Source organism: Neolewinella sp., assembly GCF_965214665.1.
Lineage (GTDB): Bacteria > Bacteroidota > Bacteroidia > Chitinophagales > Saprospiraceae > Neolewinella.
In genome coordinates, this window is the sequence record NZ_OZ243970.1 from 1,933,097 (window position 1) to 1,945,646 (window position 12,550).

11 protein-coding genes and 1 pseudogene are annotated in these 12,550 nt (G+C 59.7%); 4 read left to right on the top strand and 8 right to left on the bottom strand.

The window, feature by feature from the left end:
- Positions 1-18: 18 nt before the first annotated feature.
- The 5 genes and pseudogenes from ACOOHD_RS08550 to ACOOHD_RS08570 all read right to left on the bottom strand — a co-directional run bounded on the left by ACOOHD_RS08550 (position 19) and on the right by ACOOHD_RS08570 (position 4,397).
- Positions 19-423, bottom strand: coding sequence for a nuclear transport factor 2 family protein (locus ACOOHD_RS08550; protein ID WP_420461418.1), 405 nt, complete (start codon positions 421-423; stop codon positions 19-21).
- Positions 424-480: 57 nt separating this feature from the next.
- Positions 481-849, bottom strand: a pseudogene (locus ACOOHD_RS08555) (cupin domain-containing protein); the annotation flags it as partial.
- A gap of 33 nt (positions 850-882) precedes the next feature.
- A complete protein-coding gene (locus ACOOHD_RS08560; RefSeq protein WP_420461151.1) occupies positions 883-2,364 on the bottom strand; it encodes a cupin domain-containing protein in 1,482 nt (493 codons plus the stop codon).
- 179 nt (positions 2,365-2,543) lie between these two features.
- The gene (locus tag ACOOHD_RS08565) at positions 2,544-3,626 is read right to left on the bottom strand and encodes a cupin domain-containing carboxymuconolactone decarboxylase family protein (RefSeq protein ID WP_420461152.1); all 1,083 of its coding nucleotides are present in this window, start codon (positions 3,624-3,626) and stop codon (positions 2,544-2,546) included.
- Positions 3,627-3,725: 99 nt separating this feature from the next.
- On the bottom strand, positions 3,726-4,397 hold the full coding sequence (locus ACOOHD_RS08570) for a Uma2 family endonuclease (protein WP_420461153.1): 672 nt from the start codon (positions 4,395-4,397) through the stop codon (positions 3,726-3,728).
- A 160-nt stretch (positions 4,398-4,557) separates the two neighbouring features.
- Between ACOOHD_RS08570 and ACOOHD_RS08575 the strand changes: the two genes are divergently transcribed.
- The 3 genes from ACOOHD_RS08575 (at position 4,558) to ACOOHD_RS08585 (ending at position 7,706) form a co-directional block, all read left to right on the top strand.
- On the top strand, positions 4,558-5,448 hold the full coding sequence (locus tag ACOOHD_RS08575; protein ID WP_420461154.1) for a helix-turn-helix domain-containing protein: 891 nt from the start codon (positions 4,558-4,560) through the stop codon (positions 5,446-5,448).
- A 78-nt stretch (positions 5,449-5,526) separates the two neighbouring features.
- The gene (locus ACOOHD_RS08580) at positions 5,527-6,690 is read left to right on the top strand and encodes an aldo/keto reductase (protein ID WP_420461155.1); all 1,164 of its coding nucleotides are present in this window, start codon (positions 5,527-5,529) and stop codon (positions 6,688-6,690) included.
- Positions 6,691-6,695: 5 nt separating this feature from the next.
- Entirely contained in the window at positions 6,696-7,706 is a 1,011-nt protein-coding gene (locus ACOOHD_RS08585) for an SMP-30/gluconolactonase/LRE family protein (protein ID WP_420461156.1), read from the top strand.
- A gap of 52 nt (positions 7,707-7,758) precedes the next feature.
- Here ACOOHD_RS08585 and ACOOHD_RS08590 read toward each other — a convergent pair whose 3' ends face one another.
- Positions 7,759-9,264, bottom strand: a complete 1,506-nt coding sequence (locus tag ACOOHD_RS08590; RefSeq protein ID WP_420461157.1) for an AAA family ATPase — start codon at positions 9,262-9,264, stop codon at positions 7,759-7,761.
- Between the two features lie 65 nt (positions 9,265-9,329).
- Between ACOOHD_RS08590 and ACOOHD_RS08595 the strand changes: the two genes are divergently transcribed.
- Positions 9,330-10,271 carry a hypothetical protein gene (locus tag ACOOHD_RS08595; RefSeq protein WP_420461158.1) on the top strand — a complete coding sequence of 314 codons (942 nt, stop codon included), beginning with the start codon at positions 9,330-9,332 and terminating at the stop codon, positions 10,269-10,271.
- A 48-nt stretch (positions 10,272-10,319) separates the two neighbouring features.
- Here the strand turns inward: ACOOHD_RS08595 and ACOOHD_RS08600 are convergent, their stop codons facing one another.
- Both ACOOHD_RS08600 and ACOOHD_RS08605 read right to left on the bottom strand, forming a co-directional pair.
- Positions 10,320-10,967, bottom strand: a complete 648-nt coding sequence (locus ACOOHD_RS08600) for a 3-keto-disaccharide hydrolase (protein ID WP_420461159.1) — start codon at positions 10,965-10,967, stop codon at positions 10,320-10,322.
- 71 nt (positions 10,968-11,038) lie between these two features.
- Entirely contained in the window at positions 11,039-12,541 is a 1,503-nt protein-coding gene (locus ACOOHD_RS08605; RefSeq protein ID WP_420461160.1) for an AAA family ATPase, read from the bottom strand.
- Positions 12,542-12,550: the final 9 nt, after the last annotated feature.

Genomic DNA, 12,550 nt, shown 5'->3' on the forward strand with positions numbered 1-12,550 from the left:
CACCGTCACCCACTTTAGCTACCGGGTCATGAGGCGGGTAAACGAAAGCGAAGCCAGTTTCCAGTCGTCGTCGACCTTCGTGTATACTTCCGTGACTTCGAAGGGGTTGGTGACCTCGTTACCGCCCACCACCGCCAGGAGGGTGATATTGTTGAGGACGATGGCCGTATTGTCGATGACCTGTACGGAGGCTTCGTGGACATCCGCCTGCTTGTAGTGGATATCGCCACTGCGGATGATCTCCACCTCCCGGTCCTTACCCCAGCTACCCCCCATGTGCACGAACATCGCCTGGTCGTGAAAGAGCTCGGCCAGCTTATCGGCGTCCTTGTCCGCCATCCACTGCCATTTTTGCTTCGACAGCTCGAGGAGTTGCTGCTCGACGTCGCTGGTGGCGGTCGCTCCATCGGCCCCGTAGTACACCTCATCGGCTACCGGCTCCAGCCACTGCGTGGGCTCGTTACCCGTGATGGCCAGGTAGGTCACGCCGCTGTCGGGCGTTGCGGCGTGCCAGTGCTCGACGCCGGGCAGGCAGTTGACCACCTTACCCTTACGGACCGTCATCAGTTCCTTGCCGCGCTCCTGGTAGTAGCCCGTACCGTCGGTGATGATCAACTGCTGGCCGGCGGGGTGGCTGTGCCAGTCCAGGCGAGCGTCGGGGGCAAAGGTGGCCACCGCCAGTCCGTAACTGAAGGCCTCGTCGGTCTCGCCCGGGTGGGACAGCCATACGTCGCCCTTATGGTGGACATTTTCCGCTTTTTCCCCAAGTGGAAAGAGGGCGTCTTGAGCGGTCAGGAGTTGGGCGGACGGTGCGCAGGTGCAAAGTAGAATGACAAAGAGGCGAAGCATAATCGTTAGTTATTTATTAGTTAGTAAGCTGACTTAGTCCAGTCCTTTTTCGGCCAGCCAGTCGAGGAGTAGTTGGGCTACGGCCTGGTTATTGAGGTCGGACATTGGGAAGTGGGTGTTGCCCTGTAGTCCCGCGTCGGGCAGTTCTAGCAGGGTCACGTCGCCGCCGTGGCGGTTGACGGTCTCGGTCCACTGCCGAGCCATCTGCACGGCGGCGCGCCACTGTTCTTGCCCGGGGTTTTCGACCGCTTCATCGGGGATGTAGTCGCCGTAGTAGATGACGATGGGGATCTCGGTCAGCCGCCGGAAGGTTTCCATCGGTACGCCGCGGGCGCTTAGCCGTCCCCCTACATAGTCAATCGGCTCCGGCACCTCCCCCTCCGGAAAGACGAAGTTGCTCCCCGGCTCGTAGGAGGCAATGGCCCGGATGTTGTCATTCGCGAGGGCCGTAAGCCAACCCTGGCCGCCACTGTGGGAGTGGGTGACCAGAATGCCCGCGCCCACGGTATCGAATAGGGCCGAGACGGCCGCTACGTTCACGTCGACGTCCAGCGGACCGGTATCGGGCGTCATCTGCCGGAAAAATTGGTTAAGCGCCTCCGGTTCCTGGGAAAACTGGACGCCGGGGTAAAACTCCCGATCGGTGCCGAGGCGGAAGATGCCGAACCACAGTTGGTCGTCGGTGGCCGCCGCGTAGCTGCCCGGCTGAGTCGTGCGGCCGGCCAGACCGCGCCCCGGCTGATCGAGCAGGTACACCGGATAGCGCTGGCGCAGGAAGATCGTCTGAAAGCCCTCCCGGCCGTCCGGGGTGGTCTGCCAGGTTTTCATAGATTGCCCGTAGCCGTGCCAGAAGACCAGCGGGAGCGAGCGGGCGTTCGCGGGCTTCTGGTACAGCACGAAGGCGTGATCGCCGTGTAGGGTCTGTCCGGCGGTAGACTGAGCAGTCGGGTTGAACGCCCCGTCCGCGATGGGATCAAAGGTGCCGGGGGAGGTCTTGACGGTGCCGCCGACGGTGAAGCTGCCCTGCTCCTCGATCAGCAGCGAACCTCCCTCTGTAGCGCCCCGCGCCCCTTCCTGCGCCGGACCCCGCCGGTAGACTTCCTCATCCACCGGTTCCAACCACTCGGTGCCCGCCCCACCGTAGATGGCGAGATACACTACCCCACTATCGGGCGTAGCGGCGTGCCAGTGCTCCACGCCCGGGGCGGATTTGATGACGTCGCCCTTACGTATTACCCGTAGCGGCCCACCCCGCTCCTGGTAGTAGCCTACGCCGTCCGTGATGAGTAGCTGCTGTCCGTCGGGGTGCAGGTGCCAGTCGAGCCGGGAGCCCGGGGCGGAGGTGGCCTGGGTGACATTGTAGTCAAAGGTGCTGTCGGCGCGGCTGACGGAATAAAGCCATACGTCACCGGTGTGGTGGACATTGGGGGCCAGGTCGCCACGGGGGAAGGTGGGGGTTTGGGCGGGGAGGTGGAGCGTGAGAGATAAGCCTATGAGAAGGAAGAGTTTGTGCATGGAGTTGGTAGTTGGGTGCACGGGCACCGCTAGGTGACCGTAATCTGTGTTAATCCGTGTACATCTGTGGTTCATAACTAGGCGGCTTTGCCGCCCTACGCACACTCGCACTCGTAGAGTGCTACGGACGGCGCTGCCGGAGGCAGCATTGTACTGCCGCGGTCGGAGACCGCATTGTACTAGTGGAGGCAGCTCTGTACGGTGCGGTTGATTAGTGACAGTTGCTCAACGGTAACGCCCTGCCGCAGGGCGATGCTCGAATGCCCCTCTAACATAGGTTCCACCCCCTGCCCCAGCGCCTGCAGTACGGCCACGGTGACGACTTCCCGGTCGGCATAGCTCAGGGTGGTATCGCCAAACACATCGGCAAAGAGATGCTCCTTGAGGAAGGTATCGATACGGGGGGCGAACGTTCCGTAGTCGGAGGGCTCGGTCCAGGGCCGGCCGGTAAGCGCCTCCAGGGTTTTCAGGCCGCGGTCGTACCTAGCTCCCTCTCCCTTGGAGAGGGCGGGGGGAGAGGTCACTGCACCTGCGTCCCCGTCCAGTTCGTCCGTGCTGCCTTTCGCGCTACGCCCCTCCAGTACCGTCATCAGCACGCGCAATCCCTGAATGCTACGCGGGAAACCGGCATAGGCATACAGGTGCACCAGCACTTCCTTCAGTTCGTTGACGGTCAGGCCGGCATCGAGAGCGTCGGCCAGGGCGGGTTGCAGCCTTTCGAGGTGGCCGAGGGCCGTTAGCGCAGCCACACGGGCGATGTGGCGGTAGCGGCTGGCGAGGCTATCGACCTGCCGCTGGACCGGGATGCCGGCGTGGTACTCGGCATCCGTCACGGCCTCTCCCCAGATGACCCGCCCGTCCGGGTGCTCCATGGTCATCGCCAGTTGGACGAACCAGCTATCGTTGGCCGCCCCGTGCCAGTGCTCGACGTCGGGGGGGCACTGCACGGTCTGCCCCTTACGCAGCACGCGGACCGCCTCCCCCCGCTGCTGGTAATACCCTACTCCATCGAGGACCAGCAGCGACTGACCGGCCGGGTGGTAGTGCCAGTTGCTGCGCGACTTGGGCGGGAAGGTGACGTTGCCCACGGGCACGGACTGCTCCTCGTCCTCTACGATCAGGATACGCTCCACCCATACCGGGCCGGTGAAGTTTTCGCTTTCCAGACGCTGGCCGGGGGGAAAGATGGTGTTGACGGTATCGGGGGGGACCTGGGCGGCCAGTCCGACGGTAAAGACAAAAACCAGGAGGGTAAATCGCATAGGGGATAAGGTAAGCCGGGGATGCAACAAAGGTCGTGCCCGCCGGCTGCTCTACCCTACCCGGATTACGGCTATACCTACCTGAATGACTGAATCGCCCTACCGCCCCAGTTCCCGCAGCGCCTCCGCAAAGGCCTCCTGGTAAAACAAGCCGGCCACCGGAACCGCGAAGCCGGAAAGTACACGGGATTCCAGCCGATCCTCCCGCTCCAGTACCGTCTTACGGTACAGCTTTTCCTCACCGTAGCCGGAAGCTAGTATATATTGCTCCAGCCGCTCATTGCGGTAATCCACGATCCAGTACTCCGAGACCCCCTCGCTCAGGTAATCATCGTACTTGATGCCGCGGTCGCGCTCCTCGGTAGATTTGCTCAGTACCTCCACCACCAGGTCGGGGGCGGGGTAGTACTTCATATCGGGGGTAAAGGCGTCGGCGCGCGCTGCGAGCCATACACTGACGTCGGGCTCGAAGTCGTTGCGCTGGGTTTCTACGAGGGCTTTTTCGACTCTTACTTGCCCCTCACCGGTAAACGTGCAGTAGGCTCCTAACAGCATGGAGGTGCGGAATACGGTAGCATTGTGCCCCTCTAGCGCGGGAGAGTGGACGACTATATCGCCCAGGATAAATTCGGCCTTAACGTCTGGTTTAAGCCGCTGGCGAAATTTGGCCCGGTCTTCCTGCTCCCGCTCCAGCACGCGTTCCACCTCGGCGTACACTTCCCGGGGGTTGTGGTGGTCCAGTAGTTGATTGACGAGGGTACGGGTGCGCATGACGAGTAACTTGGTGGTGCTAAAATAACGGTCATTTTGCGGGGCCGCAGGGAAGACTGACCCCGATTACCGATATGCCGACCCGAATTACCGTTAGGCAGGGGGCGGGGACGCCGGTGCAGCAATTGATCCGTTACCTTAGAAGCCAAACGTGCCAACTATGGATGAGATCATCACCTTCGACACCATCAAGCAGTACAGTGCCTTCAACCGCCAGGAGACCCGCCACCCACTGGTGGGCCTGCTCGACCTGTCACTAGCCGCACCACGGCATCTGCGGCGCATGCGCTTCAATTTGTACGTCGTATTCCTGAAGGAGGTCCGCTGCGGTGACCTGCGCTACGGGTGCAGTACCTACGACTACGACGAGGGGACGCTGGTCTTCCTGGCCCCCGGCCAGGTGATCGGCGAGGCCGGTACCGAATACTACCAGCCAAAGGGCCAAGCGCTGGTGTTCCACCCGGACTTTCTGCTCGGCTCCTCCCTGCGCTCCCGGATGCCGGCGTACACCTTCTTCTCCTATGAAGCTAACGAGGCACTCCACCTTTCCACCCGGGAACGCGGCCTGATCGCGGACTGCTTCACCAAGATCGACCTGGAACTCGACCAGCTCATTGACAAGCATACCCAGCAACTGCTGCTGTCCAACATCGAGCTACTGCTGAATTACTGCACCCGCTTCTACGACCGGCAGTTCATTACCCGCGCCTCGGTGAATCACGGCGTACTGACGCGCTTCGAGGCCCTGCTGAACGACTATTTCGCCAGCGGGGTGGCCGACCGCGAAGGGCTGCCCTCCGTCACCTACTTCGCCGAGCGTCTCCACCTGTCCCCCAACTACTTCGGTGACTTAGTGAAGAAAGAAACCGGCCAGTCGCCCCAGGACCACATCCAGGTCCGGGTCATCGAGCTGGCCAAAGAGCGGCTCTTCGACCCTGGCCGCAGCGTGTCGGAGATCGCCTACGAACTTGGCTTCAAGTATCCGCAGCACTTCAGCCGCATGTTTAAGAAGACGACGGGGATGACGCCGGTGGAGTTTCGGAATAATTAGGGTCGTTTCAGGCGCCTTGCACCCCCGATAGTTATCGGGGCCCCGCCCCCTTGCTTCCCCTTTAAAACAAACGCTATTATGACAACTCTTGACCGACGTAGATTCTTACTGACCACCGCACTGGGCAGCCCCTTACTAGCGCTTTCGGGTGCTACCTCCCCTACGCAATACACGGACCGCCACACCACGGCTACTCCTCCCGACATCGGGCGACGTAAACTGGGTGAACTCGAAGTATCGAGTATAGGTATGGGCGTGCAGAACGTAGCCCGGAAGTACGAAACCACCACCCCTTACCGGCCCGCCATGGTGCGGCTCGTACGGGAAGCCGTCGACCTGGGCGTAACCTTTTTCGATACCGCGGAAGCCTACGGCCCCCACGAAGCGGAACGCATCGTAGGCGAGGCCCTGGGGCCGGTACGGGATCAGGTGGTGATCACGTCGAAATTCGGCTTCGACATCGACTTCGATACCGGAGAGCGAAACCGAAGCGGGTCGAACAACGGACGCAACAGCAAACCGGCCCACGTGCGGCGCGCCGTCGAGGGGATGTTGCAACGGCTGGGTACCGATCGCATCGACCTGCTGTACCAGCACCGCGTAGACCCGGAGGTGCCCATCGAGGATGTCGCCGAGGTCGTCAGTACCCTCATGGACGAAGGCAAAGTGCTGCACTGGGGGCTATCGGAGATGGGGCTGGGTACGCTACGCCGCGCGCATGCAGCATTGCCCGTTACGGCCGTACAGAGTGAGTATTCGATGTTGTGGCGCGGCCCCGAAGAGCAAGTGTTGGACACCTGCGAGGAGCTGGGCATCGGCTTCGTACCCTGGAGCCCTCTGGGCGTGCAATTCCTTACGGGGTGGATCGACGAGCAGACACGCTTCGCGGCGGGAGACTTTCGCGGACTAGAATCTCGCTTTGCACCGGAAAATCTGCCCCATAATCTTCAGCTCGTGACGGTCATCCGGGACTGGGCCGAGCGCAAGGAGGTAAGCCCCGCCCAGGTGGCGCTGGCCTGGCTCATGCACCAACGCCCCTGGATCGTGCCCATCCCCGGTACGACCCAACTCGCTCACCTGCAGGAGAACATCGGCGCGGCCTACCTTCGGTTCACGCCCGCTGAACTCGCCGAACTAGACGCGGCGGTGCGGAGCATCAACATTGAGGGTGAGCGCCTACCGGACTTTGTGCAAGTTATGAGTGAAGTAGAAGCCGCGCCCCTAAGTACCTCCAAAAATTGAAGTCAATGAAATACGTTCTGTTTTCGCTAATCAGCCTTTGGGCTAGCCTAGCCAGTGCCCAACAGCCCTCCGATCGGGAGGCAACGCCCTTTAGCGTAGGAGACTCGCTGGGTGTCCGGGGGGTAGATGGTTCCCACGAAGTGATGTCCAAAAACGTGAAGGTCTTCGGGGCTATCGTGGCCGCCGAGAGTTGCACCTTCGATACGACGCGGGGACTGATCATCGTGGTTAACCGGGGTGCCCCCCAGGCGGTCCGTGAAAACGATGCCTGGGTGTCGCTGCTGCATCCCGATGGTTCGGTACATACGCCCTACTGGATCGGCAACGGACAGCCCCGCGGGCGGGATGCCACGGCCCCCCCGCTCACCCTCAACGACCCGCTGGGCAGCGAGATCTCCGGCGGTATCCTGTACATCGCCGACCGGGATGGGGGCACCGGACCCGACGATCCTACGGTAGCCGTCATTCGGCGGTTCGACCTCACTACCGGCTCGCCGCTGAGTGACCTAAAGGTGGAGGGCTCCCCCTGGATCAACGATCTGGCGATTGCGGAAGATGGGACGATCTACGCTACCCAGACCGGCGACCTGGGTCCTGAACCCGATACATCATCGTGGCGGGTACTGAAGGTATATCCTACGGGCGAACACGAGGTACTTATCGAAGGGGCTCCCCTTCATCAGCCTAATGGTATAGGGTGGGACGGGGAGGGAAACTTAGTCGTGGTGAACTACGGTGACCCCGCCGTGCTGACCTTTATGCCCCAGGGGGAGTTGGTACGTACCGAACATGCCGCCCAGCCCGGCGGTGATGGATTGGTTATTTTATCCGACGGCACCAAATACGTGAGCAGCGTGTCCCGGGGAGGCATTAGCCGTATCCGCCCCGGCCGGGAAGCGGAGCTTATTGCTACCGGGATTCCCGGCGCCGCCTCGATGTGCTACGATCCGGTACGCCGGCAGCTCATCATTCCGATGACTTCGCAGAACGGACTGGCGTTTTTAGGAATGGAATAAATTGGGCATGAATTGCTGGTGCAAAGATCATGGCCAGCAGAACGCAGCACATTCACGCCTCAGCCCACGCTCCGATCCGTCTACTCGCGCGATCAAAACTGATGCCCACCGCTACCTTCTCGCGTGGATCATCGGTGTAGGGGGCCAGATAGCCATGGGCTTCGATCTGGTCGAGGGCCGCCTGTGCCGTGGCATTTACCTTGAACTCGAAGGCGTAGACGTAGTCATTGGTGAGCACCAGGGCATCGCAGCGGCCGCGGGCGGTGTGGACTTCGGACTGAACGATAACCCCCAGTAAACTAAAGAGTAGGTGCACCAGGGTATGGAAGGTACGTTCGTCATCTCGTTGCCAGAGGTCGTAGGGAACGTTGGCGAGCACGGAGTTTATCGCCATGATGACGCTATCTATGTCTTTACGACCTAGGGCGTGGTAGATGGTCAAAACGCGACTACGCGGATTACCGGGATCTTCACTTGCGTAGGCCCGTAGCAGCATCTCCTCGAGCGACTGTTTAACCTCCAGATTGGGAAAGTCCAGGCGGTAGGAGCCGATGGCGGGCTGGGCTTCGATTACGGTCAGGTAGCCCGTTTGAAAGAGTAGGGGGTAGGTCTCCAGGCGGGAGATGTCAAATGCACCGATGTCCTGCTGCGTCAATTCAAGTTCGCCCAGGGGATAGAGCTGACGATCGCGCAGCGCCTCGACCAGAAAGGTAGGCGTACCGGTTTCGAACCAGTAGTTGCGGTATACGCCGTCAGCCAGGAAGTTAAGCAGGGAAAAGGGATTGTACACCGTCTGCTCACCCGTCCAGGAGTAACCATTGTACCAGCGGCGCAGCTGTGCCCGGTCGACCGCAGCTAGCACTGGCCCGAAATAGTGGTCCAGTTCTGCTTCAGTGATGCCGACTAGAGTGTTAGTCTGTGGCGAAAGCGAAAGGTTCCGTAAGTGATTGAGGTCGGAAAAGATACTCACCTTACTGAAGGCGCTCACCCCGGTGATGAATACCAATTCTAGAAAGGGGTCGCTATCCTTGATTACGGAATAGAAGCTCTTCAGCAATTCGCGGTTGGCTTCCGCCTGCGGCAGATCGTCGAGGTAGTCGATGATCGGTTTGTCGTATTCGTCGACCAGTAGCACTACCCGTCCGTGCTGTCCGGACAGACGGCGTAGCATCTCACTGAATGTTTCCTTCAGGGTGCCCTCCGGTAGTGTCAGCTGATGAGTTTGAGCAATGCGGTGTAACTCATCAAGTAGCGCCTTCGAAAGCCTCTTTTCACGATAATCGAGTCGCGCCAGTTGAAGCCACACCACCGGTCGCCGCATCGCTTCGAAGTCCCAGGGATCCTGCACCCATAGCCCATCGAAGAGCTCGCGGCTACCGCTGTATAGCTCGTTCATGGTGGCTACCGTCAGCGACTTGCCGAAGCGGCGCGGCCGGGTGAAGAAGTAGTACTTACCCGTGGTCAGCAGCCGATGAATGTGCTCCGTCTTGTCCACGTAGGCATAGCCCCCTTCGCGCAGGGTGCGGAAATCCTGGATGCCGATGGGGTACTTGAGCATGGATGCAAGATAGGGGTATCAGCCGAGCGGTATAAGTACGCTGCGGTTCAATACTTTAGCCGGTGATGAGATCACTACCGGCCCGCTTAATTCTGCTTACCCTGCTGCCCGCGACGACCTGGTCGCAGTCTGGACTACGGGACACGACCGAGGTATTCCTCCAGCTCTACCTGCTGGACCTTTCCCGCATCGACGATACCCAGGAGGCGATCACCGCTGAGTTCGTCATTGAGATTCGGTGGCCCATGGCCGGGGTGCGGGATACGATCATGCCGTACGCTACCGAGCGCATGCCCCGCGTAGAGTTCCGCGACCTCATCGATCTACAGCCTGTCTATCCCAACGAAGTGGTGGTGGACGGTGCGGGAATGGCGGTCTACAACCAGCGGCTGCTGGGTACCATCCAGCAGCGCTTCGATTTCACCGATTTTCCCTACGACGAGCAGATGCTGAAGATCGAGGTATTCACCCGAGGTAGTCCACCCTACCGGCTAGTGCCCGATACGACCGCCGTGCTCGGCCTCATGCCGGGTTTCGAGGATTTGACGGCCTGGGATATCCAATTCGAGGGCCTGCACCGTACGCGGCTCCCCGGCCCCGGTAGCACGCTGGAGGCACTCACCTACACCTTCCTCTTGGAAAGGCATTCAGTATACTACTTCTGGAAGATACTACTCCCGATCTCCCTAATCGTACTCATGTCCTGGGGTGCCTTCTGGGTACCGGCCGAGGAGATATCCGCCCAGCTTACGGTGTCGGTGACTGCTATCCTTACCCTCATCGCCTTTCAGTTCAGCGTATCGCAACTCGTGCCCCCGCTATCGTACCTGACCTACCTCGACAAATTCTCCGCCGGGGCGAATTTTTTCGTTTTCCTTGCCTTCCTAGAGTCCATCCTTACGAGCTACCAGGCTAAGGTTGGCCGGCATCGCCTCTCCCAGCGAATCGACGCCTTTGCCCGCTTCTTTTTTCCCATTGCCTTTATAATTTTTCTCTTGGTGATCTGACTTTTGCAACGTACCGTATGCTGTAAATGCAGGGTCCGCGTGGGCTGCTTATTTGCCCAAGGGTTTGACCATGATGTCCTTGAAATAGACTTTGCTATCCGGATCGTGCCCTTGTAGGGCAAACGTGCCGCTGGAGAGCATTCTGCCCTCCGCGCCGGCTGCCCGTTCCACGTTTTCGGGCTCCACGTATTCCACGACGGTTTTGTCGTTTAGCTTCACCGTGACCGTATTACCCCGCACGATGATATGTTGGGTATACCATTCGTTGTCCGGCACGTATACTTCCCGCACATCATCGTAGGCATACACGCTGCCGGTGCGCCGCCAGTCCGACTGTGAGTTATTCACCTGCACCTCGTAGCCCTTTGCCGGCCAGCCCTCTTCCTGGTAGGCGGTATGAAAAAAGATGCCTGAGTTAGAGCCCGGGGTCGTCATTACCTGAGCCTTGAACTCGAAGTCGTCAAAGTCGTGGTTCATCACCGGGCCTTCGTAGAAGAGGTGCGCCCGCGGTCCGTGGACCACTATTTTACCATCTTCTACCGCAAAAGTGGAGGGGTTTTCGCTGGCTTTCCATCCGTCTAGGCTTTTGCCGTCGAACAGCGAAATCCATCCGTCCTCCGTGGTGGCTGCGGGTTTTACCGTGTTGCAGGCTATGGCCGTGCAGAGCAGGAGGCAGCAGAAAAGAAGGTGTCTCATTGGTAGTGATTTTTTGTTCTCGCCGGATAAGTACCCAAGGTAAGGGCTATCATCAGATGTGTGAAATTTCCTTAGTCCGCAGCCCACGCTCCGATCCGTCGACTCGCGCGATCAAAACTGATCCCCACCGCCACCTTTTCCCGTGGGTCATCGGCGTAGGGGGCCAGGTAGCCACGGGCCTCGATCTGGTCGAGGGCCGCCTGTGCGGTAGCATTTACCTTGAACTCGAAGGCGTAAACGTAGTCATCGGTGAGCACCAGGGCATCGCAGCGCCCGCGGGCGGTGTGGACTTCGGATTGAACGATGACCCCTAGCAGACTAAAGAGTAGGTGCACCAAAGTATGGAAGGTGCGCTCATCGTCTCGCTGCCAGAGGTCGTAGGGAACGTTGGCGAGCACGGAGTCTATCGCGATGGTGACGCTATCGATGTCTTTACGACTCAGGGCGTGGTAGATTGTCAAAACGCGACTACGCGGATTACCGGGATCTTCACTTGCGTAGGCCCGGAGCAGCATCTCCTCGAGCGACTGTTTAACCTCCAGATTGGGAAAGTCCAGGCGGTAGGATCCGATGGCGGGCTGGGCTTCGATAACAGTCAGGTAACCCGTTTGAAAGAGCAGGGGGTAGGTCTCCAGGCGGGAGATGTCAAATGCACCGATGTCCTGCTGCGTCAGTTCAAGTTCGCCTAGGGGATAGAGCTGACGATCGCGCAGCGCCTCGACCAGAAAGGTAGGCGTGCCGGTCTCGAACCAGTAGTTGCGGTATACGCCGTCAGCCAGGAAGTTAAGCAGGGAGAAGGGATTGTACACCGTCTGCTCCCCCGTCCAGGAGTACCCATTGTACCAGCGGCGCAGCTGTGCCCGGTCGACCGAAGCTAGTACTGGCCCGAAATAGTGGTCTAGTTCCGCTTCAGTGATGCCGACCAGGGTGTTAGTCTGTGGCGAAAGCGAAAGGTTCCGTAAGTGATTGAGGTCGGAAAAAATACTCACTTTGCTGAAGGCGCTCACCCCGGTGATGAATACTAGTTCCAGAAAGGGATCGCTATCCTTTATTACGGAGTAGAAGCTCTTGAGCAGGTCGCGGTTGGCTTCCGCCTGCGGCAGATCGTCGAGGTAGTCGATGATCGGCTTATCGTATTCATCGATGAGCAGCACGACACGCCCCCTGGTGGATAAAATCTGCAGCAGTTCGTGAAACTTGCGGTCGAAACTGGTTTGAGACAGCTCAACGCCGTGAAGTTTAGCTGCATCATCCAGTAAGTTGTGCAACGCCGCCTCCAGTCCCTGCGTCCTAAACCCACTGCTGGCAAACTTCAGCCATACCACCGGCCGGCGCATTGCCCCGAAATCCCAGTGGTCCTGCACCCATAGCCCGTCAAAAAGCTCGCGGCTACCACTGTACAGCTCGTTCATAGTGGCTACCGTGAGCGACTTGCCAAAACGGCGCGGTCGGCTGAAGAAGTAATATTTGCCCGTGGTCAGCAATCGATGAATGTGCTCCGTCTTATCCACGTAGGCGTAGCCCCCCTCGCGGAGGGTACGGAAATCCTGGATGCCAATGGGGTACTTGAGCATGAGTGCAAG

Coding starts and splice junctions, on each gene's coding strand:
- ACOOHD_RS08605 (WP_420461160.1), bottom strand. CDS start 12,541: ATGCTCAAGTACCCCATTGGCATCCAGGATTTCCGTACCCTCCGCGAG.
- ACOOHD_RS08580 (WP_420461155.1), top strand. CDS start 5,527: ATGACAACTCTTGACCGACGTAGATTCTTACTGACCACCGCACTGGGC.
- ACOOHD_RS08600 (WP_420461159.1), bottom strand. CDS start 10,967: ATGAGACACCTTCTTTTCTGCTGCCTCCTGCTCTGCACGGCCATAGCC.
- ACOOHD_RS08585 (WP_420461156.1), top strand. CDS start 6,696: ATGAAATACGTTCTGTTTTCGCTAATCAGCCTTTGGGCTAGCCTAGCC.
- ACOOHD_RS08595 (WP_420461158.1), top strand. CDS start 9,330: ATGAGATCACTACCGGCCCGCTTAATTCTGCTTACCCTGCTGCCCGCG.
- ACOOHD_RS08565 (WP_420461152.1), bottom strand. CDS start 3,626: ATGCGATTTACCCTCCTGGTTTTTGTCTTTACCGTCGGACTGGCCGCC.
- ACOOHD_RS08570 (WP_420461153.1), bottom strand. CDS start 4,397: ATGCGCACCCGTACCCTCGTCAATCAACTACTGGACCACCACAACCCC.
- ACOOHD_RS08560 (WP_420461151.1), bottom strand. CDS start 2,364: ATGCACAAACTCTTCCTTCTCATAGGCTTATCTCTCACGCTCCACCTC.
- ACOOHD_RS08590 (WP_420461157.1), bottom strand. CDS start 9,264: ATGCTCAAGTACCCCATCGGCATCCAGGATTTCCGCACCCTGCGCGAA.
- ACOOHD_RS08575 (WP_420461154.1), top strand. CDS start 4,558: ATGGATGAGATCATCACCTTCGACACCATCAAGCAGTACAGTGCCTTC.